This is a genomic window from Bacillus sp. LJBS17 (genome assembly GCF_019334685.1).
Classification (GTDB): domain Bacteria; phylum Bacillota; class Bacilli; order Bacillales; family Bacillaceae; genus Bacillus; species Bacillus subtilis.
Window position 1 is genome coordinate 124,966 of record NZ_CP079759.1, and the last position, 20,337, is coordinate 145,302.

The 20,337-nt window shown below is 42.4% G+C and carries 29 protein-coding genes; all 29 read left to right on the forward strand.

Features of this window, described 5'->3' with window-relative positions; genetic code table 11:
- Window positions 1–36 precede the first annotated feature (36 nt).
- Window positions 37–3,636: a DNA-directed RNA polymerase subunit beta' gene (rpoC, locus tag KXZ66_RS00685; protein WP_004399688.1), complete on the forward strand. Its 3,600-nt coding sequence runs from the start codon at window positions 37–39 to the stop codon at window positions 3,634–3,636.
- A 179-nt stretch (window positions 3,637–3,815) separates the two neighbouring features.
- The gene (locus KXZ66_RS00690; protein ID WP_003225778.1) at window positions 3,816–4,064 is read left to right on the forward strand and encodes a 50S ribosomal protein L7ae-like protein; all 249 of its coding nucleotides are present in this window, start codon (window positions 3,816–3,818) and stop codon (window positions 4,062–4,064) included.
- A 113-nt stretch (window positions 4,065–4,177) separates the two neighbouring features.
- Complete coding sequence (gene rpsL, locus KXZ66_RS00695; RefSeq protein ID WP_003225781.1) at window positions 4,178–4,594, forward strand: 30S ribosomal protein S12; 417 nt, start codon at window positions 4,178–4,180, stop codon at window positions 4,592–4,594.
- A 41-nt stretch (window positions 4,595–4,635) separates the two neighbouring features.
- Window positions 4,636–5,106, forward strand: a complete 471-nt coding sequence (rpsG, locus tag KXZ66_RS00700) for a 30S ribosomal protein S7 (protein WP_003225784.1) — start codon at window positions 4,636–4,638, stop codon at window positions 5,104–5,106.
- Between the two features lie 53 nt (window positions 5,107–5,159).
- Window positions 5,160–7,238 (forward strand): elongation factor G, encoded by a 2,079-nt coding sequence (fusA, locus tag KXZ66_RS00705; RefSeq protein WP_003235056.1) that lies wholly within the window; start codon window positions 5,160–5,162, stop codon window positions 7,236–7,238.
- 119 nt (window positions 7,239–7,357) lie between these two features.
- A complete protein-coding gene (gene tuf / locus KXZ66_RS00710) occupies window positions 7,358–8,548 on the forward strand; it encodes an elongation factor Tu (RefSeq protein WP_003235058.1) in 1,191 nt (396 codons plus the stop codon).
- Between the two features lie 98 nt (window positions 8,549–8,646).
- A complete protein-coding gene (locus KXZ66_RS00715; RefSeq protein WP_038827780.1) occupies window positions 8,647–9,603 on the forward strand; it encodes an alpha/beta fold hydrolase in 957 nt (318 codons plus the stop codon).
- A gap of 236 nt (window positions 9,604–9,839) precedes the next feature.
- Window positions 9,840–10,148 (forward strand): 30S ribosomal protein S10, encoded by a 309-nt coding sequence (rpsJ, locus tag KXZ66_RS00720; protein ID WP_003156464.1) that lies wholly within the window; start codon window positions 9,840–9,842, stop codon window positions 10,146–10,148.
- 39 nt (window positions 10,149–10,187) lie between these two features.
- Window positions 10,188–10,817: a 50S ribosomal protein L3 gene (rplC, locus tag KXZ66_RS00725; protein WP_004399671.1), complete on the forward strand. Its 630-nt coding sequence runs from the start codon at window positions 10,188–10,190 to the stop codon at window positions 10,815–10,817.
- A 27-nt stretch (window positions 10,818–10,844) separates the two neighbouring features.
- Window positions 10,845–11,468, forward strand: a complete 624-nt coding sequence (rplD, locus tag KXZ66_RS00730; protein WP_003225792.1) for a 50S ribosomal protein L4 — start codon at window positions 10,845–10,847, stop codon at window positions 11,466–11,468.
- A complete protein-coding gene (gene rplW, locus KXZ66_RS00735; protein ID WP_003156467.1) occupies window positions 11,468–11,755 on the forward strand; it encodes a 50S ribosomal protein L23 in 288 nt (95 codons plus the stop codon). Before rplD ends, rplW begins: the two co-directional genes overlap by 1 nt.
- A gap of 31 nt (window positions 11,756–11,786) precedes the next feature.
- On the forward strand, window positions 11,787–12,620 hold the full coding sequence (gene rplB, locus KXZ66_RS00740) for a 50S ribosomal protein L2 (protein WP_003225795.1): 834 nt from the start codon (window positions 11,787–11,789) through the stop codon (window positions 12,618–12,620).
- Window positions 12,621–12,677: 57 nt separating this feature from the next.
- A complete protein-coding gene (rpsS, locus tag KXZ66_RS00745; RefSeq protein ID WP_003156472.1) occupies window positions 12,678–12,956 on the forward strand; it encodes a 30S ribosomal protein S19 in 279 nt (92 codons plus the stop codon).
- Window positions 12,957–12,972: 16 nt separating this feature from the next.
- Window positions 12,973–13,314 (forward strand): 50S ribosomal protein L22, encoded by a 342-nt coding sequence (gene rplV / locus KXZ66_RS00750; protein WP_003156475.1) that lies wholly within the window; start codon window positions 12,973–12,975, stop codon window positions 13,312–13,314.
- Between the two features lie 3 nt (window positions 13,315–13,317).
- The gene (gene rpsC, locus KXZ66_RS00755) at window positions 13,318–13,974 is read left to right on the forward strand and encodes a 30S ribosomal protein S3 (RefSeq protein ID WP_003242001.1); all 657 of its coding nucleotides are present in this window, start codon (window positions 13,318–13,320) and stop codon (window positions 13,972–13,974) included.
- A 1-nt stretch (window position 13,975) separates the two neighbouring features.
- Entirely contained in the window at window positions 13,976–14,410 is a 435-nt protein-coding gene (rplP, locus tag KXZ66_RS00760; RefSeq protein ID WP_003225801.1) for a 50S ribosomal protein L16, read from the forward strand.
- Entirely contained in the window at window positions 14,400–14,600 is a 201-nt protein-coding gene (gene rpmC, locus KXZ66_RS00765) for a 50S ribosomal protein L29 (protein WP_003156482.1), read from the forward strand. Before rplP ends, rpmC begins: the two co-directional genes overlap by 11 nt.
- Before the next feature lie 22 nt (window positions 14,601–14,622).
- Complete coding sequence (rpsQ, locus tag KXZ66_RS00770; protein ID WP_003225804.1) at window positions 14,623–14,886, forward strand: 30S ribosomal protein S17; 264 nt, start codon at window positions 14,623–14,625, stop codon at window positions 14,884–14,886.
- Between the two features lie 40 nt (window positions 14,887–14,926).
- Window positions 14,927–15,295, forward strand: coding sequence for a 50S ribosomal protein L14 (gene rplN / locus KXZ66_RS00775; protein WP_003225805.1), 369 nt, complete (start codon window positions 14,927–14,929; stop codon window positions 15,293–15,295).
- Between the two features lie 36 nt (window positions 15,296–15,331).
- On the forward strand, window positions 15,332–15,643 hold the full coding sequence (gene rplX / locus KXZ66_RS00780; protein ID WP_003156486.1) for a 50S ribosomal protein L24: 312 nt from the start codon (window positions 15,332–15,334) through the stop codon (window positions 15,641–15,643).
- Between the two features lie 26 nt (window positions 15,644–15,669).
- Window positions 15,670–16,209 (forward strand): 50S ribosomal protein L5, encoded by a 540-nt coding sequence (gene rplE / locus KXZ66_RS00785; protein WP_003225809.1) that lies wholly within the window; start codon window positions 15,670–15,672, stop codon window positions 16,207–16,209.
- A gap of 22 nt (window positions 16,210–16,231) precedes the next feature.
- Window positions 16,232–16,417: a 30S ribosomal protein S14 gene (gene rpsN / locus KXZ66_RS00790; protein WP_003156488.1), complete on the forward strand. Its 186-nt coding sequence runs from the start codon at window positions 16,232–16,234 to the stop codon at window positions 16,415–16,417.
- Between the two features lie 31 nt (window positions 16,418–16,448).
- Window positions 16,449–16,847 carry a 30S ribosomal protein S8 gene (gene rpsH / locus KXZ66_RS00795; RefSeq protein WP_003241998.1) on the forward strand — a complete coding sequence of 133 codons (399 nt, stop codon included), beginning with the start codon at window positions 16,449–16,451 and terminating at the stop codon, window positions 16,845–16,847.
- A 29-nt stretch (window positions 16,848–16,876) separates the two neighbouring features.
- A complete protein-coding gene (rplF, locus tag KXZ66_RS00800) occupies window positions 16,877–17,416 on the forward strand; it encodes a 50S ribosomal protein L6 (protein ID WP_004399690.1) in 540 nt (179 codons plus the stop codon).
- 32 nt (window positions 17,417–17,448) lie between these two features.
- The gene (gene rplR / locus KXZ66_RS00805; RefSeq protein ID WP_003225816.1) at window positions 17,449–17,811 is read left to right on the forward strand and encodes a 50S ribosomal protein L18; all 363 of its coding nucleotides are present in this window, start codon (window positions 17,449–17,451) and stop codon (window positions 17,809–17,811) included.
- Between the two features lie 24 nt (window positions 17,812–17,835).
- Complete coding sequence (gene rpsE, locus KXZ66_RS00810) at window positions 17,836–18,336, forward strand: 30S ribosomal protein S5 (protein ID WP_003328273.1); 501 nt, start codon at window positions 17,836–17,838, stop codon at window positions 18,334–18,336.
- 13 nt (window positions 18,337–18,349) lie between these two features.
- Window positions 18,350–18,529: a 50S ribosomal protein L30 gene (rpmD, locus tag KXZ66_RS00815; RefSeq protein ID WP_003156497.1), complete on the forward strand. Its 180-nt coding sequence runs from the start codon at window positions 18,350–18,352 to the stop codon at window positions 18,527–18,529.
- Window positions 18,530–18,559: 30 nt separating this feature from the next.
- On the forward strand, window positions 18,560–19,000 hold the full coding sequence (rplO, locus tag KXZ66_RS00820) for a 50S ribosomal protein L15 (RefSeq protein ID WP_003225819.1): 441 nt from the start codon (window positions 18,560–18,562) through the stop codon (window positions 18,998–19,000).
- Between the two features lies 1 nt (window position 19,001).
- On the forward strand, window positions 19,002–20,297 hold the full coding sequence (gene secY, locus KXZ66_RS00825) for a preprotein translocase subunit SecY (RefSeq protein WP_004399662.1): 1,296 nt from the start codon (window positions 19,002–19,004) through the stop codon (window positions 20,295–20,297).
- Window positions 20,298–20,337: the final 40 nt, after the last annotated feature.

Below are 20,337 nucleotides of genomic sequence, written 5' to 3' on the forward strand. Positions count from 1 at the left end.
TCGGTTAATCCGAAGATAAAAAGGGAGGTAGGCCCCTTGCTAGATGTGAACAATTTTGAGTATATGAACATCGGTCTTGCTTCACCAGATAAAATCCGTTCATGGTCTTTTGGTGAAGTGAAAAAGCCTGAAACGATAAACTATCGTACGTTAAAACCTGAAAAGGACGGTCTATTCTGCGAGCGCATTTTCGGACCTACTAAGGACTGGGAATGTCATTGCGGGAAGTACAAGCGAGTTCGTTATAAAGGCGTAGTTTGTGACCGCTGCGGAGTCGAAGTAACACGGGCTAAAGTCCGTCGTGAGAGAATGGGGCACATTGAACTGGCTGCCCCAGTTTCCCACATTTGGTATTTCAAAGGTATTCCAAGCCGTATGGGTCTTGTGCTGGATATGTCACCTCGTGCTTTAGAAGAAGTCATTTACTTTGCTTCTTACGTTGTAACTGATCCGGCGAATACACCGCTTGAAAAGAAACAGCTTCTGTCTGAGAAAGAATACCGTGCTTATCTTGATAAATACGGTAATAAATTCCAAGCATCTATGGGTGCTGAAGCAATTCATAAACTTCTTCAAGATATCGATCTTGTCAAAGAAGTTGATATGTTAAAAGAAGAGCTAAAAACTTCACAAGGACAACGCCGTACTCGTGCGATCAAACGTCTTGAAGTTTTAGAAGCCTTCCGTAACTCAGGAAACAAGCCTTCTTGGATGATCCTTGATGTGCTTCCTGTTATTCCTCCGGAGCTTAGACCGATGGTTCAGCTAGATGGCGGACGTTTTGCGACTTCTGATTTGAATGACCTTTATCGTCGTGTCATCAACCGTAACAATCGTTTGAAACGCCTTTTGGACCTTGGTGCACCTAGCATCATTGTTCAAAACGAAAAGCGTATGCTTCAAGAGGCTGTCGATGCCTTAATTGACAACGGCCGCCGCGGACGCCCTGTAACAGGCCCTGGTAACAGACCGTTAAAATCTCTTTCTCACATGCTGAAAGGGAAGCAAGGCCGTTTCCGTCAAAACCTTCTTGGTAAACGTGTCGATTACTCCGGACGTTCTGTAATCGTTGTTGGTCCTCATTTGAAAATGTACCAATGCGGATTACCGAAGGAAATGGCGCTTGAACTTTTCAAACCTTTCGTTATGAAAGAACTTGTTGAAAAAGGTCTTGCTCACAACATTAAGAGTGCGAAACGCAAAATTGAGCGCGTACAGCCTGAAGTTTGGGATGTACTAGAATCAGTTATTAAGGAGCATCCGGTACTGCTGAACCGTGCCCCTACACTTCACAGATTAGGTATCCAGGCGTTTGAACCAACGCTTGTTGAAGGACGCGCAATCCGTCTTCACCCGCTCGTATGTACAGCTTACAACGCTGACTTTGACGGTGACCAAATGGCGGTTCACGTACCATTATCTGCTGAAGCACAAGCTGAAGCACGCATCTTGATGCTTGCTGCTCAAAACATCTTGAACCCTAAAGATGGTAAACCGGTTGTAACACCGTCTCAGGATATGGTACTAGGTAACTATTACCTGACACTTGAGCGTGCCGGTGCTGTCGGTGAAGGTATGGTCTTCAAAAATACAGACGAAGCGCTTCTTGCTTATCAAAACGGATATGTTCACCTTCATACGAGAGTAGCTGTTGCAGCTAACTCACTTAAGAATGTGACATTTACCGAAGAACAGCGCTCAAAATTGTTAATTACAACTGTCGGTAAGCTTGTCTTCAATGAAATTCTTCCGGAATCATTCCCTTACATGAATGAACCAACGAAGAGCAACATTGAAGAGAAAACACCTGACCGTTTCTTCTTAGAAAAAGGTGCTGACGTTAAAGCTGTTATCGCACAGCAGCCAATCAATGCGCCGTTTAAAAAAGGCATTCTGGGTAAAATCATCGCGGAAATCTTTAAACGATTCCATATTACGGAAACGTCTAAAATGCTTGACCGCATGAAAAACCTAGGCTTCAAATATTCAACTAAAGCTGGTATTACAGTTGGGGTTTCTGACATCGTCGTACTCGATGATAAACAAGAAATTCTTGAGGAAGCGCAAAGCAAAGTTGACAACGTTATGAAGCAGTTCCGCCGCGGTCTTATCACTGAAGAAGAACGCTATGAGAGAGTCATCTCTATCTGGAGTGCTGCAAAAGACGTTATCCAAGGCAAACTGATGAAATCACTTGATGAACTCAACCCGATCTACATGATGAGTGACTCTGGTGCCCGTGGTAACGCATCTAACTTTACGCAGCTTGCCGGAATGCGCGGCCTGATGGCCAACCCGGCTGGACGTATCATTGAGTTGCCGATCAAATCAAGTTTCCGTGAAGGTCTGACAGTATTGGAGTACTTTATCTCCACACACGGTGCGCGTAAAGGTCTTGCCGATACCGCTCTTAAAACTGCTGACTCAGGTTACCTTACACGCCGTCTCGTTGACGTTGCGCAGGATGTTATCATCCGTGAAACTGATTGCGGAACTGACCGAGGCATTCTTGCTAAGCCTCTTAAAGAAGGAACCGAAACAATTGAGCGCTTAGAAGAACGCTTAATCGGACGTTTTGCAAGAAAACAAGTGAAGCACCCTGAAACAGGTGAAGTGCTTGTGAATGAAAACGAACTGATCGATGAAGATAAAGCACTGGAGATTGTCGAAGCCGGCATTGAAGAAGTGTGGATTCGTTCTGCCTTCACATGTAATACGCCTCATGGTGTATGTAAACGATGCTATGGCCGAAATCTTGCAACTGGCTCCGATGTTGAAGTCGGTGAAGCTGTCGGAATCATTGCTGCCCAATCAATCGGTGAGCCTGGTACACAGTTAACAATGCGTACATTCCATACAGGCGGGGTTGCCGGAGACGACATCACACAGGGTCTTCCGCGTATCCAAGAGCTTTTCGAAGCGCGTAATCCGAAAGGTCAGGCAACAATTACAGAAATCGACGGTACAGTCGTTGAGATCAATGAAGTTCGTGATAAGCAACAGGAAATTGTGGTTCAAGGCGCAGTGGAAACACGTTCTTATACGGCACCTTACAACTCCCGCCTGAAAGTAGCGGAAGGAGATAAAATTACTCGAGGCCAAGTACTGACAGAAGGTTCAATCGATCCGAAAGAACTTCTTAAAGTGACTGACCTGACGACTGTTCAAGAGTATCTTCTCCATGAGGTTCAAAAGGTTTACCGTATGCAGGGTGTTGAAATCGGTGATAAACACGTAGAAGTAATGGTTCGCCAGATGCTTCGCAAAGTACGCGTAATTGATGCCGGTGACACTGATGTACTTCCAGGTACATTGCTTGATATTCACCAATTTACTGAAGCGAACAAAAAGGTATTACTTGAAGGCAATCGACCTGCCACAGGCCGTCCTGTCTTACTCGGTATTACAAAAGCATCTCTTGAAACTGATTCATTCTTATCTGCTGCTTCCTTCCAGGAAACAACACGTGTCCTTACAGATGCAGCGATCAAAGGTAAGCGTGACGAGCTTCTCGGCTTGAAAGAGAATGTTATCATCGGTAAGCTTGTTCCAGCTGGTACAGGAATGATGAAATACCGTAAAGTAAAACCAGTATCAAATGTTCAGCCGACTGACGATATGGTTCCGGTTGAATAACTGATTTTAATGCTGCTGAAAGACTGCAAAAACAGTCTTTCAGCAGATATATTTATGAAAAAGTCACTCTATGAGAAGAACGAAACTAAAAAATGTCATACCTTGTTGACATTCGTCTCCTAGAATGATAATATAACCAAGGTGCTCGAAATAAACCTGTTACTTTGGAGGATATGTTTATGTCTTATGATAAAGTATCACAGGCCAAATCAATTATTATTGGTACGAAGCAAACAGTGAAAGCTCTAAAGCGAGGTTCAGTAAAGGAAGTAGTCGTTGCAAAAGACGCAGATCCGATACTCACGTCAAGTGTTGTTTCACTTGCTGAAGATCAAGGTATCTCTGTCTCAATGGTTGAATCCATGAAAAAGCTCGGCAAAGCCTGCGGAATTGAGGTAGGAGCAGCCGCTGTTGCCATTATTTTATAACGTACTTTTGTTTTTGCGTAAGATTCCATCTTGTGTAAAGACATTGTTTTTTGCCTTTTGATGAACCACCTGGGTATGTGGGTTATAAAACGTAATGAAGGGAGGAAAAATTCATGCCTACAATTAATCAGCTAATTCGCAAAGGACGCGTGAGTAAAGTAGAAAACTCAAAGTCTCCTGCACTTAACAAAGGATACAACAGCTTTAAAAAAGAGCACACTAACGTATCTTCTCCACAAAAACGCGGGGTATGTACTCGTGTTGGTACAATGACACCGAAAAAACCGAACTCAGCACTTCGTAAATATGCTCGTGTTCGTTTGACTAACGGAATCGAGGTTACTGCTTACATTCCTGGTATCGGTCACAACCTACAAGAGCACAGTGTTGTACTTATCCGCGGCGGACGTGTAAAAGACTTACCAGGGGTACGTTACCACATCGTTCGTGGTGCGCTTGATACTGCTGGAGTTGAAAACCGTGCACAAGGCCGTTCTAAATACGGTACGAAAAAACCTAAAGCAAAATAATATACGAAAATACGCATAATTGATGAAGGGAGGATATTCAGATGCCACGTAAAGGTCCTGTAGCAAAAAGAGATGTTTTACCTGATCCGATTTACAACTCTAAGCTTGTATCTCGTCTAATCAACAAAATGATGATCGATGGTAAAAAAGGTAAGTCTCAAACAATCCTATACAAGTCATTCGATATCATTAAAGAACGTACTGGCAATGATGCAATGGAGGTTTTCGAACAAGCATTGAAAAACATCATGCCTGTACTTGAAGTAAAAGCACGCCGTGTAGGTGGTGCGAACTACCAAGTTCCTGTAGAAGTTCGTCCTGAACGTCGTACGACTCTTGGACTTCGCTGGTTAGTTAACTACGCTCGTCTTCGCGGAGAAAAAACGATGGAAGAGCGTTTAGCTAACGAAATCCTTGACGCAGCTAACAACACTGGTGCTGCTGTTAAGAAACGTGAAGACACTCATAAGATGGCTGAAGCAAACAAAGCATTTGCTCACTATCGCTGGTAGGATTTATAGATTAACAAAACACAATTTCCTAATAAGGAAGGAGAAATTACCCAATGGCAAGAGAGTTCTCCTTAGAAAAAACTCGTAATATCGGTATCATGGCTCACATCGATGCCGGTAAAACGACAACTACAGAACGTATCTTGTTCTATACTGGTCGTATCCACAAAATTGGTGAAACTCATGAAGGAGCTTCACAAATGGACTGGATGGAGCAGGAACAAGAACGTGGTATCACAATCACTTCCGCTGCGACAACTGCACAGTGGAAAGGATACCGCGTAAACATCATCGATACTCCAGGACACGTAGACTTCACAGTTGAAGTTGAACGTTCTCTTCGTGTACTTGATGGTGCTGTTGCTGTACTTGACGCGCAATCAGGCGTTGAGCCTCAAACAGAAACTGTTTGGCGTCAGGCAACAACTTATGGAGTACCGCGTATCGTTTTTGTTAACAAAATGGACAAAATCGGTGCAGATTTCCTTTACTCTGTAGGAACTTTAAGAGACCGTCTTCAAGCAAACGCTCATGCAATTCAATTGCCGATCGGTGCTGAAGATAACTTCGAAGGCATCATTGACCTTGTAGAAAACGTTGCGTATTTCTACGAAGATGACCTCGGAACTCGTTCTGATGCAAAAGAAATCCCTGAAGAGTACAAAGAGCAAGCTGAAGAGCTTCGCAACAGCCTTATTGAAGCTGTATGTGAGCTTGATGAAGAGCTTATGGATAAGTACCTTGAGGGTGAAGAAATCACAATTGACGAGTTAAAAGCAGGAATTCGTAAAGGTACATTAAATGTTGAATTCTACCCTGTTCTTGTTGGTTCTGCCTTCAAAAACAAAGGTGTTCAACTAGTACTTGATGCTGTTCTTGACTACCTTCCTGCACCAACTGACGTTGCTGCAATCAAAGGTACACGTCCTGATACAAATGAAGAGATTGAGCGTCATTCTTCTGACGAAGAGCCATTCTCTGCATTAGCATTTAAAGTTATGACTGACCCTTACGTTGGTAAGTTGACGTTCTTCCGTGTGTACTCTGGAACACTTGATTCTGGTTCATACGTGAAAAACTCTACTAAAGGCAAACGTGAGCGTGTTGGACGTATTCTTCAAATGCACGCTAACAGCCGTGAAGAAATCTCTACTGTATACGCAGGGGATATCGCAGCTGCTGTAGGTCTAAAAGATACAACTACTGGAGATACTCTATGTGATGAGAAGGATCTTGTTATCCTTGAGTCAATGGAATTCCCAGAACCAGTTATCGACGTTGCTATTGAGCCTAAATCAAAAGCTGACCAAGATAAAATGGGTATCGCTTTAGCGAAACTTGCTGAAGAAGATCCTACATTCCGTACTCAAACAAACCCAGAAACTGGCCAAACGATCATCTCTGGTATGGGTGAACTTCACCTTGATATCATTGTTGACCGTATGAAACGCGAATTTAAAGTAGAAGCCAACGTTGGTGCTCCTCAAGTTGCGTACCGTGAAACATTCCGTACCGGTGCAAAAGTTGAAGGTAAATTCGTACGTCAGTCTGGTGGACGCGGTCAGTTCGGACACGTTTGGATCGAATTCGAACCAAACGAAGAAGGCGCTGGCTTTGAATTTGAAAATGCGATTGTCGGTGGGGTTGTTCCTCGTGAATACATCCCAGCTGTTCAAGCAGGTCTGGAAGATGCACTTGAAAATGGTGTACTAGCAGGCTTCCCGCTTATCGACATTAAAGCTAAACTTTTCGACGGTTCTTACCATGATGTTGACTCAAACGAAATGGCATTTAAAGTTGCTGCTTCTATGGCATTGAAAAATGCAGTCAGCAAATGTAACCCAGTTCTTCTTGAACCAATCATGAAAGTAGAAGTGGTTATTCCAGAAGAATACATGGGAGATATCATGGGTGATATCACTTCACGTCGCGGACGCGTAGAAGGTATGGAAGCACGCGGTAACGCTCAAGTTGTTCGCGCTATGGTTCCTCTTGCTGAAATGTTCGGTTACGCTACTGCACTTCGTTCTAATACGCAAGGTCGCGGTACGTTCACTATGCACATGGATCACTACGAAGAAGTGCCGAAGAGCGTCGCAGAAGAAATTATCAAAAAAAATAAAGGCGAATAATTGATTTTGCCGCTTAACTCAAGTATAACTACTATTGTAAGATGAGGAAGTGAAAGCTTTCTTTCACTTCCTATCACTCTATACATTACTAATTAAAAGCTCTTAAGGAGGATTTTAGAATGGCTAAAGAAAAATTCGACCGTTCCAAATCACATGCCAATATTGGTACAATTGGACACGTTGACCATGGTAAAACAACTTTAACTGCTGCTATCACAACAGTACTTCATAAGAAATCTGGTAAAGGTACAGCTATGGCGTACGATCAAATTGATGGTGCTCCAGAAGAACGTGAGCGCGGTATCACAATCTCTACTGCACACGTTGAGTACGAAACTGAAACTCGTCACTATGCACACGTTGACTGCCCAGGACACGCTGACTATGTTAAAAACATGATCACTGGTGCTGCTCAAATGGACGGAGCTATCCTTGTAGTATCTGCTGCTGATGGCCCAATGCCACAAACTCGTGAGCACATCCTTCTTTCTAAAAACGTTGGTGTACCATACATCGTTGTATTCTTAAACAAATGCGACATGGTAGACGACGAAGAGCTTCTTGAACTAGTTGAAATGGAAGTTCGCGATCTTCTTAGCGAATACGACTTCCCTGGTGATGATGTACCAGTTGTTAAAGGTTCTGCTCTTAAAGCTCTTGAAGGAGACGCTGAGTGGGAAGCTAAAATCTTCGAACTTATGGATGCGGTTGATGAGTACATCCCAACTCCAGAACGCGATACTGAAAAACCATTCATGATGCCAGTTGAGGACGTATTCTCAATCACTGGTCGTGGTACAGTTGCTACTGGCCGTGTAGAACGCGGACAAGTTAAAGTCGGTGACGAAGTTGAAATCATCGGTCTTCAAGAAGAGAACAAGAAAACAACTGTTACAGGTGTTGAAATGTTCCGTAAGCTTCTTGATTACGCTGAAGCTGGTGACAACATTGGTGCCCTTCTTCGCGGTGTATCTCGTGAAGAAATCCAACGTGGTCAAGTACTTGCTAAACCAGGTACAATCACTCCACACAGCAAATTCAAAGCTGAAGTTTACGTTCTTTCTAAAGAAGAGGGTGGACGTCATACTCCATTCTTCTCTAACTACCGTCCTCAGTTCTACTTCCGTACAACTGACGTAACTGGTATCATCCATCTTCCAGAAGGCGTAGAAATGGTTATGCCTGGAGATAACACTGAAATGAACGTTGAACTTATTTCTACAATCGCTATCGAAGAAGGAACTCGTTTCTCTATTCGTGAAGGCGGACGTACTGTTGGTTCAGGCGTTGTTTCTACAATCACTGAGTAATAGTATGATTTTAAACGAGACCCCTACGGGTCTCGTTTTTTGTTTGCTTATCTTTTTCTTGTATAATAGGATCTATCATATTCGAGGGGCTAATATTTATGATTCCTGAAAAGAAATCAATCGCAATCATGAAAGAACTAAGCATTGGGAATACAAAGCAAATGCTAATGATTAATGGAGTTGATGTGAAAAATCCATTGCTGCTTTTTTTACATGGCGGGCCGGGAACGCCGCAAATCGGATATGTTAGACATTATCAAAAAGAGCTGGAACAGTATTTTACAGTAGTTCATTGGGATCAGAGAGGATCGGGGCTTTCTTATTCTAAGCGAATTTCGCATCACTCTATGACAATAAATCACTTCATTAAAGATACAATCCAAGTCACTCAATGGCTTTTAGCTCATTTTTCAAAATCAAAACTTTACCTAGCCGGTCATTCGTGGGGGTCAATACTGGCGCTTCATGTGCTGCAGCAGTGTCCTGATTTATTTTACGCGTATTATGGAATCAGCCAGGTTGTTAACCCCCACGATGAAGAATCAACTGCTTATCAACATATTCGTGAAATTTCTGAATCAAAAAAAGCCAGCTTATTATCTTTCCTCATACGTTTCATTGGTGCTCCGCCTTGGAAGCAGGATATCCAGCACCTTATCTATCGGTTTTGTGTCGAGCTAAGCAGGGGAGGCTTCACTCGCCGTCATCGTCAATCTCTAGCTGTATTATTTCAAATGCTTACTGGCAATGAGTATGGAGTGCGGAACATGCACAGCTTCCTTAATGGATTGCGCTACAGTAAAAAACATTTAACTGATGAGTTGTACCAGTTTAATGCTTTTACATCAGTTCCTTCTATTAAAGTACCGTGTGTTTTCATTTCAGGGAAACATGACTTAATTGTTCCTGCTGAAATATCGAAACAGTATTATCATAAACTTGAGGCACCCGAAAAGCGCTGGTTTCAATTTGAGAAATCAGCTCACACCCCGCATATTGAGGAACCGTCATTATTCGCGAACACATTAAGTCGACATGCACGACACCATTTATGATAGATCCTTGATAAATAAGAAAAACCCCTGTATAATAAAAAAAGTGTGCAAACCATGCATATTTTAAATAAGTCTTGCAACATGCGCCTATTTTCTGTATAATGGTGTATGTTGGTCTTTGACTGCGATGAAGTGAGAGGTTGCTGACACACCCGGCCGCTTTGCCATGGCAAGGTGTTCAGGTTTTTCTCACGGAGAACTGTCTAACGTGATGTAGGCGAAAAGGAGGGAAAATAATGGCAAAACAAAAAATTCGTATTCGTTTGAAAGCATATGATCATAGAATCCTTGATCAATCTGCAGAGAAGATTGTTGAAACGGCAAAACGTTCTGGTGCCAGCGTATCTGGTCCGATTCCGTTGCCAACTGAAAAATCAGTTTACACAATCCTTCGTGCGGTGCACAAATACAAAGATTCTCGTGAGCAATTTGAAATGCGTACACATAAACGTTTAATCGACATTGTGAACCCAACACCACAAACTGTTGATGCTCTTATGCGATTAGACTTACCATCTGGTGTCGATATCGAAATTAAACTTTAATTCTAAAATATAGAATGATCTTAATAGGAGGTGTGACGAATGACCAAAGGAATCTTAGGAAGAAAAATTGGTATGACGCAAGTATTCGCTGAGAATGGTGATCTTATTCCGGTAACTGTTATCGAGGCTGCTCCAAACGTTGTTCTTCAAAAGAAAACAGCTGAAAACGACGGTTATGAAGCAATCCAGCTTGGTTTTGACGACAAGCGTGAAAAGCTTTCTAACAAACCTGAAAAAGGGCACGTTGCAAAAGCGGAAACTGCTCCTAAGCGCTTCGTTAAAGAATTACGCGGAGTGGAAATGGATGCGTATGAAGTTGGTCAGGAAGTCAAGGTTGAAATTTTCTCTGCTGGAGAAATCGTAGATGTAACAGGAGTATCTAAAGGTAAAGGTTTCCAAGGTGCGATCAAGCGCCACGGACAATCTCGCGGACCTATGTCTCACGGTTCACGCTACCACCGTCGTCCTGGTTCAATGGGACCTGTAGATCCTAACCGTGTATTCAAAGGTAAATTATTACCTGGACGTATGGGCGGAGAGCAAATCACTGTTCAAAACCTTGAAATCGTAAAAGTTGATGCAGAACGCAATCTTCTTTTGATCAAAGGTAACGTACCTGGTGCGAAGAAATCTTTAATCACTGTTAAAAGTGCTGTTAAATCTAAATAATTCTCTTAGGAAAGGAGGAAATTGATTATGCCAAAAGTAGCATTATACAACCAAAACGGTTCTACTGCTGGTGACATCGAATTAAACGCTTCTGTATTTGGTATCGAACCAAATGAGAGTGTTGTATTCGACGCTATTCTTATGCAAAGAGCTTCCTTACGTCAAGGAACTCACAAAGTAAAAAATCGTTCTGAAGTACGCGGCGGAGGTCGTAAACCATGGCGTCAAAAAGGTACTGGACGTGCCCGTCAAGGTTCAATCCGTTCACCGCAATGGCGCGGAGGTGGTGTCGTATTCGGCCCAACACCACGCAGCTATTCTTATAAATTACCTAAAAAAGTTCGCCGCTTGGCAATCAAATCAGTATTGTCTTCTAAAGTGAACGACAACAACATCATCGTTCTTGAAGATCTTACTCTTGATACGGCTAAAACAAAAGAAATGGCAGCTATCCTTAAAGGATTATCTGTTGAGAAAAAAGCTTTAATCGTAACTGCGGATGCAAACGAAGCAGTAGCTTTATCTGCTCGTAACATTCCTGGAGTTACTGTTGTTGAAGCTAACGGAATCAACGTTTTAGACGTTGTCAACCACGAGAAGCTTCTGATTACAAAAGCAGCGGTTGAAAAAGTAGAGGAGGTGCTTGCATAATGAAAGATCCTCGTGATGTTCTAAAGCGCCCCGTCATTACTGAACGTTCTGCTGATTTAATGACTGAAAAGAAATATACTTTTGAAGTTGATGTAAGAGCTAACAAAACAGAAGTGAAAGACGCGGTTGAAAGCATCTTTGGAGTGAAAGTTGACAAAGTCAACATCATGAACTACAAAGGTAAATCAAAACGTGTTGGACGCTACACTGGTATGACTAGCCGTCGCAGAAAAGCGATCGTAAAACTTACTGCAGACAGCAAAGAAATCGAAATTTTTGAAGCTTAATTATCTGTAAAAAGAAGGAGGGAAATTCAAAATGGCGATTAAAAAGTATAAACCGACCTCTAATGGACGTCGTGGCATGACAACTTCAGATTTTGCTGAAATCACGACTGACAAGCCGGAAAAATCCTTGCTTGCTCCCCTTCACAAAAAAGGCGGACGTAACAACCAAGGTAAATTGACTGTACGTCACCAAGGTGGCGGACATAAACGCCAATACCGTGTTATCGACTTCAAACGCGATAAAGATGGTATACCTGGACGCGTTGCTACAGTTGAATACGATCCAAACCGTTCAGCTAACATCGCTCTAATCAACTATGCAGACGGAGAAAAACGTTACATTCTTGCTCCTAAAGGAATTCAAGTAGGTACTGAAATCATGTCAGGTCCTGAAGCTGACATTAAAGTAGGTAATGCACTTCCACTTATCAACATCCCTGTTGGTACAGTTGTGCATAACATTGAATTAAAACCTGGTAAAGGCGGACAGCTTGTACGTTCAGCTGGTACATCTGCTCAGGTTCTTGGTAAAGAAGGTAAATACGTTCTTGTACGTCTTAACTCTGGTGAAGTTCGCATGATCCTTTCTGCTTGCCGTGCTTCTATCGGTCAAGTAGGTAACGAACAGCACGAACTTATCAACATTGGTAAAGCTGGACGTTCTCGCTGGAAAGGCATCCGTCCTACAGTTCGTGGTTCTGTAATGAACCCTAACGATCACCCACACGGTGGTGGTGAAGGACGTGCGCCAATCGGACGTAAATCACCAATGTCTCCATGGGGCAAACCAACTCTTGGATTCAAGACTCGTAAGAAAAAGAACAAATCCGATAAATTTATCGTACGTCGTCGTAAAAATAAATAACGGGGTTGTCTACGGTTCTTTTCGGACCGTAGTGCAATCACGAAGGGAGGTTCCAAAATGGCTCGCAGCTTAAAAAAAGGACCATTTGTCGATGGACACTTGATGACTAAAATCGAGAAATTAAATGAAACAGACAAGAAACAAGTCGTAAAAACTTGGTCTCGTCGTTCTACTATTTTCCCACAGTTTATTGGTCACACAATCGCAGTCTATGACGGACGTAAACACGTGCCTGTATTCATCTCTGAAGATATGGTAGGGCACAAGTTGGGTGAATTCGCTCCAACTCGTACGTACAAAGGTCATGCTAGTGATGACAAAAAAACAAGACGCTAAGAGAGGAGGCTTTTAAATGCAAGCTAAAGCTGTTGCAAGAACAGTCCGTATTGCTCCTCGTAAAGCACGTCTAGTAATGGACCTGATTCGAGGCAAGCAAGTAGGTGAGGCAGTATCAATCTTGAACCTTACACCAAGAGCTGCTTCTCCAATTATCGAGAAAGTATTAAAATCCGCTATTGCAAATGCTGAGCATAACTATGAAATGGACGCTAACAACCTGGTTATTTCTCAAGCATTCGTTGACGAAGGCCCTACGTTAAAAAGATTCCGCCCACGTGCTATGGGACGTGCGAGCCAAATCAACAAACGTACGAGCCACATTACAATCGTTGTATCAGAAAAGAAGGAGGGATAAGTAGTGGGTCAAAAGGTAAATCCAGTCGGTCTTCGTATCGGAGTCATTCGTGATTGGGAATCTAAGTGGTACGCTGGTAAAGATTACGCTGACTTCCTGCACGAAGATTTAAAAATTCGTGAATACATTAGCAAACGCCTTTCTGACGCTTCTGTTTCTAAAGTAGAAATCGAGCGTGCAGCAAACCGCGTTAACATTACGATCCACACAGCTAAGCCTGGTATGGTTATCGGTAAAGGCGGTTCTGAAGTCGAAGCACTTCGCAAAGCCCTTAACAGCCTTACTGGCAAGCGTGTACACATTAACATTCTTGAAATCAAAAGAGCAGATCTTGATGCACAGCTAGTTGCTGACAACATCGCTCGTCAATTAGAAAACCGTGTTTCTTTCCGCCGTGCGCAGAAACAACAAATCCAACGTACTATGCGTGCTGGAGCACAAGGTGTGAAAACAATGGTTTCTGGTCGTCTTGGCGGTGCAGATATCGCTCGTTCTGAATACTACAGTGAAGGAACTGTTCCATTGCACACATTACGTGCGGACATTGACTATGCAACATCTGAAGCTGATACTACTTACGGTAAGCTTGGTGTAAAAGTCTGGATCTATCGTGGAGAGGTTCTTCCTACTAAGAAGAAAACTGAGGAAGGAGGAAAATAATATGTTATTACCAAAACGCGTTAAATATCGCAGAGAGCATCGCGGAAAAATGCGTGGCCGTGCGAAAGGCGGTACTGAAGTACATTTCGGAGAATTCGGTATCCAAGCTCTAGAAGCTTCTTGGATTACTAACCGTCAAATCGAAGCTGCACGTATTGCGATGACTCGTTACATGAAACGTGGCGGTAAAGTTTGGATCAAAATTTTCCCTTCTAAACCTTACACTGCTAAACCACTTGAGGTACGTATGGGATCCGGTAAAGGGGCTCCAGAAGGTTGGGTAGCTGTTGTAAAACCGGGCAAAGTTTTATTTGAAATTTCTGGTGTGTCTGAAGAGGTTGCTCGTGAAGCGCTTCGCCTTGCATCTCACAAATTGCCAATTAAAACGAAGTTCGTAAAACGTGAAGAAATTGGTGGTGAATCAAATGAAAGCTAATGAAATTCGTGACCTTACCACTGCTGAAATTGAACAAAAAGTAAAGTCTCTTAAAGAAGAACTTTTCAATCTTCGCTTTCAATTAGCGACAGGACAACTTGAAAATACTGCTCGCATTCGTGAAGTGCGCAAAGCTATCGCGCGCATGAAAACTGTGATTCGTGAAAGAGAAATTGCTGCTAATAAATAATCACTGAGGGGAGGTCGTGAGCATGAGCGAACGTAACCAACGCAAAGTTTACCAAGGCCGTGTTGTTTCTGACAAAATGGATAAAACCATTACTGTTGTTGTTGAGACATACAAAAAACATACACTTTACGGTAAACGCGTAAAATACTCAAAAAAATTCAAAGCACATGATGAAAATAATCAAGCTAAAATCGGTGACATCGTTAAGATCATGGAAACTCGTCCATTGTCTGCAACTAAGCGTTTCCGTCTAGTTGAAGTTGTCGAAGAAGCTGTTATTATCTAATAAAGTTCGGAATTCTTTTTCCGAAGGGAGGTAACAAATAATGATTCAACAAGAGACTCGTTTAAAAGTAGCTGACAACTCTGGCGCACGTGAAGTACTTACTATTAAAGTTCTTGGTGGTTCTGGACGTAAAACAGCTAACATTGGTGATGTAATTGTTTGCACGGTTAAACAAGCAACACCAGGAGGCGTTGTCAAAAAAGGTGAAGTCGTAAAAGCTGTTATCGTTCGCACTAAAAGCGGAGCGCGCAGAAGTGACGGTTCATACATCAGCTTCGATGAGAATGCATGTGTTATCATCCGTGACGACAAGAGCCCACGCGGAACTCGTATCTTCGGACCAGTTGCTCGTGAATTGCGTGAAAACAACTTTATGAAAATTGTTTCTCTAGCTCCAGAAGTTATCTAATGAAATAAATGCCTTACTCAAGGAGGTGCGATCAGGATGCATGTAAAAAAAGGCGATAAAGTTATGGTTATCTCTGGTAAAGATAAAGGCAAACAAGGAACAATCCTTGCTGCTTTCCCTAAAAAGGACCGCGTTTTAGTTGAAGGTGTTAACATGGTAAAGAAACACTCTAAACCAACTCAAGCTAACCCTCAAGGCGGTATTTCTAATCAAGAGGCGCCAATTCATGTATCAAACGTTATGCCGCTCGATCCTAAAACAGGTGAAGTGACTCGCGTAGGATACAAAGTGGAAGATGGCAAAAAAGTTCGTGTAGCAAAAAAATCTGGGCAAGTTCTAGATAAATAGTATTAAAAGGAAGGGAGGTCTATCTCATGAACCGCCTTAAAGAAAAGTACAATAAAGAAATTGCACCTGCTTTAATGACTAAGTTCAACTATGATTCAGTCATGCAAGTGCCTAAAATCGAAAAAATCGTAATCAACATGGGTGTTGGTGACGCTGTTCAAAACGCCAAAGCAATCGACAGTGCTGTTGAAGAATTAACGTTTATCGCAGGTCAAAAACCTGTCGTTACTCGTGCGAAGAAATCAATTGCTGGATTCCGTCTTCGTGAGGGAATGCCTATCGGTGCGAAAGTAACTCTTCGCGGAGAGCGCATGTATGATTTCCTTGATAAACTTATTTCTGTATCTTTACCGCGTGTACGTGACTTCCGCGGGGTTTCTAAAAAATCTTTCGACGGTCGCGGTAACTACACACTTGGTATCAAAGAACAGTTAATCTTCCCTGAAATTGACTACGATAAAGTAACAAAGGTTCGCGGAATGGACATCGTTATCGTAACAACTGCTAATACTGACGAAGAAGCTCGTGAGCTATTAACTCAAGTAGGTATGCCGTTCCAGAAATAATCAATGAAAGGGAGGCGAAATCGTGGCTAAAAAGTCTATGATTGCGAAACAACAACGTACACCAAAGTTTAAAGTACAAGAGTACACACGCTGTGAACGCTGCGGACGTCCGCATTCAGTCATTCGTAAATTTAAACTTTGCCGTATTTGTTTCCGTGAGCTTGCATATAAAGGACAAATTCCTGGCGTGAAAAAAGCCAGCTGGTAATCCCCAAGAAAGGGAAGGAGGTAATTATATAATGGTTATGACAGATCCAATTGCAGATATGCTAACTCGTATTCGCAATGCAAACATGGTACGTCATGAGAAGCTTGAAATTCCTGCTTCTAAATTGAAAAGAGAAATTGCTGAAATTTTAAAGCGTGAAGGTTTCATTCGTGACGTTGAGTTCGTAGAAGACAGCAAACAAGGTATCATCCGCGTTTTCTTGAAATACGGACAAAACAACGAGCGCGTTATCACTGGTCTTAAAAGAATCAGCAAGCCTGGTTTGCGTGTTTATGCTAAATCTAATGAAGTACCTCGCGTACTTAACGGTCTTGGAATCGCGATTATTTCTACATCACAAGGTGTTTTAACGGACAAAGAAGCCCGTGCAAAACAAGCTGGTGGAGAAGTTCTAGCATACGTTTGGTAAGAAGTTTAACATGAATGGAGGTGTTTGGTATGTCTCGTGTAGGTAAGAAGCTACTTGAGATTCCTTCTGATGTTACAGTAACGTTAAATGATAACAACACTGTAGCTGTGAAAGGACCAAAAGGAGAATTAACTCGTACGTTTCACCCTGATATGGAGATTAAAGTAGAGGACAATGTGCTTACAGTCGCTCGTCCTTCTGATCAAAAAGAGCACCGTGCCCTGCATGGTACGACTCGCAGTCTGCTTGGCAACATGGTTGAAGGTGTATCTAAAGGATTTGAAAGAGGTTTGGAATTAGTCGGTGTCGGTTACCGTGCTTCTAAATCCGGAAATAAACTTGTTTTAAACGTTGGATACTCTCATCCTGTTGAGATCGTTCCTGAAGAAGGCATCGAAATCGAAGTTCCTTCTCAAACAAAAGTAGTTGTAAAAGGTACAGACAAAGAACGTGTAGGAGCTATTGCTGCTAACATCCGCGCTGTACGTTCTCCAGAGCCTTACAAAGGTAAAGGAATCCGCTACGAAGGTGAAGTTGTTCGCCGTAAAGAAGGTAAATCTGCTAAGTAAGATCGCTTAAAGTGAAGAAAGGAGTGACCTAGATGATTACGAAAACTAGCAAAAATGCTGCTCGTCTTAAAAGACACGCTCGTGTTCGCGCTAAACTTTCCGGTACTGCTGAAAGACCGCGCCTGAACGTTTTCCGTTCTAACAAGCACATTTACGCTCAAATCATCGATGATGTAAATGGTGTAACACTTGCTAGTGCATCTACTCTCGATAAAGACTTGAACGTTGAAAGCACTGGAGATACTTCTGCTGCTACTAAAGTTGGAGAATTAGTTGCAAAACGCGCTGCTGAAAAAGGCATTTCTGACGTAGTATTTGACCGTGGCGGATACTTATACCATGGACGTGTAAAAGCTTTGGCTGATGCCGCTCGTGAAGCTGGACTTAAATTTTAATAAAAGAAGGAGGGACACATGATTATGCGTCGTATTGACCCAAGCAAATTAGAGTTAGAAGAACGCTTAGTTACGGTTAACCGCGTAGCGAAAGTTGTTAAAGGTGGTCGTCGTTTCCGCTTCGCAGCTCTAGTCGTTGTCGGTGACAAAAACGGACACGTAGGATTCGGTACTGGTAAAGCACAAGAAGTACCAGAAGCGATCCGCAAAGCTGTTGAAGATGCGAAAAAGAATTTGATTGAAGTACCAATGGTTGGAACTACAATTCCACACGAAATCATCGGACGTTTCGGTGCAGGTAACATCTTGTTAAAACCTGCTTCTGAAGGTACTGGAGTTATCGCTGGAGGCCCTGTACGTGCGGTACTTGAGCTAGCTGGTGTAGCTGATATCCTTTCTAAGTCTTTAGGTTCTAACACACCGATCAACATGATTCGTGCAACACTTCAAGGTTTAAGTGAACTTAAACGTGCTGAAGACGTTGCGAAGCTTCGTGGAAAATCTGTAGAAGAACTGTTAGGATAAGGAGGGAACATTAATGGCTAAATTAGAAATTACCCTCAAACGAAGTGTAATCGGTCGCCCGGAAGACCAACGCGTTACTGTAAGAACACTTGGTTTAAAGAAAACAAACCAAACTGTTGTGCATGAAGACAACGCTGCGATCCGTGGTATGATTAATAAAGTATCTCATTTAGTTTCTGTTAAAGAACAATAAAAATATTTGATCGGATAAGGAGGTGTCCTAATGAAACTTCATGAATTAAAACCTTCAGAAGGTTCACGCAAAACGCGTAATCGCGTAGGTCGTGGTATTGGTTCTGGCAACGGTAAAACAGCTGGTAAAGGTCACAAAGGTCAAAACGCTCGTTCTGGCGGCGGTGTACGCCCTGGATTCGAGGGGGGACAAATGCCTTTATTCCAACGTCTTCCTAAACGCGGTTTCACTAACATCAACCGCAAGGAATACGCTGTAGTCAACCTAGACAAATTGAACGGTTTTGCAGAAGGAACGGAAGTCACTCCTGAACTTCTTCTAGAGACTGGTGTTATTAGCAAACTTAATGCAGGAGTAAAGATTCTTGGCAACGGTAAATTAGAGAAAAAATTAACTGTAAAAGCCAATAAATTCTCTGCTTCTGCGAAAGAAGCTGTTGAAGCTGCTGGCGGTACAGCTGAGGTGATCTAACTTGTTTAAAACAATCTCCAACTTTATGCGTGTGAGTGATATCAGGAATAAAATCATATTCACTTTACTCATGCTTATCGTCTTTCGCATAGGTGCGTTTATTCCTGTGCCTTACGTTAACGCTGAAGCGTTACAGGCGCAGTCTCAAATGGGTGTTTTTGATCTCCTTAATACATTTGGCGGCGGTGCGCTTTACCAATTTTCCATTTTCGCAATGGGAATTACTCCTTATATCACGGCTTCGATCATCATTCAGCTGCTTCAGATGGATGTTGTACCGAAGTTTACCGAGTGGTCTAAGCAAGGTGAAGTTGGCCGCCGTAAATTAGCTCAGTTCACAAGGTACTTTACGATTGTGCTTGGTTTCATCCAAGCGTTAGGTATGTCATATGGATTCAACAATCTGGCAAACGGTATGCTGATCGAAAAATCCGGTGTATCGACATATCTTATCATTGCTTTAGTGCTCACTGGCGGAACTGCCTTTTTAATGTGGCTTGGGGAACAAATTACTTCTCATGGAGTAGGCAACGGAATATCGATCATTATCTTCGCGGGGATTGTGTCAAGTATTCCAAAAACAATTGGGCAAATATATGAGACTCAATTTGTCGGCAGCAACGATCAGTTGTTTATTCATATTGTGAAAGTCGCACTTCTTGTGATTGCGATTTTAGCAGTTATTGTTGGAGTTATTTTCATTCAGCAAGCCGTACGGAAAATTGCGATTCAATATGCTAAAGGCACAGGTCGTTCACCTGCTGGCGGAGGTCAGTCTACACACCTTCCATTGAAAGTGAATCCTGCAGGGGTTATTCCGGTAATCTTTGCGGTTGCGTTTTTGATAACGCCGCGGACGATCGCGTCATTCTTTGGAACAAACGATGTGACAAAGTGGATTCAAAACAACTTTGATAATACGCATCCGGTGGGTATGGCGATATATGTTGCGTTGATTATTGCCTTTACGTACTTTTATGCTTTTGTACAGGTAAACCCTGAACAAATGGCTGATAACCTTAAAAAACAGGGTGGCTATATCCCGGGGGTTCGTCCAGGGAAAATGACTCAAGATAGAATTACGAGCATTTTGTATCGACTTACGTTTGTGGGTTCTATATTCTTAGCCGTGATTTCCATTCTTCCTATCTTTTTCATTCAATTCGCTGGATTGCCTCAAAGTGCACAAATTGGCGGAACGTCTTTGTTAATTGTTGTCGGGGTAGCCTTGGAGACAATGAAACAACTAGAAAGCCAGTTGGTGAAACGAAACTACCGTGGATTTATGAAAAACTAGAGGAAATGGATTTATCCATTCCCTCTTAATAAAGAGAGGA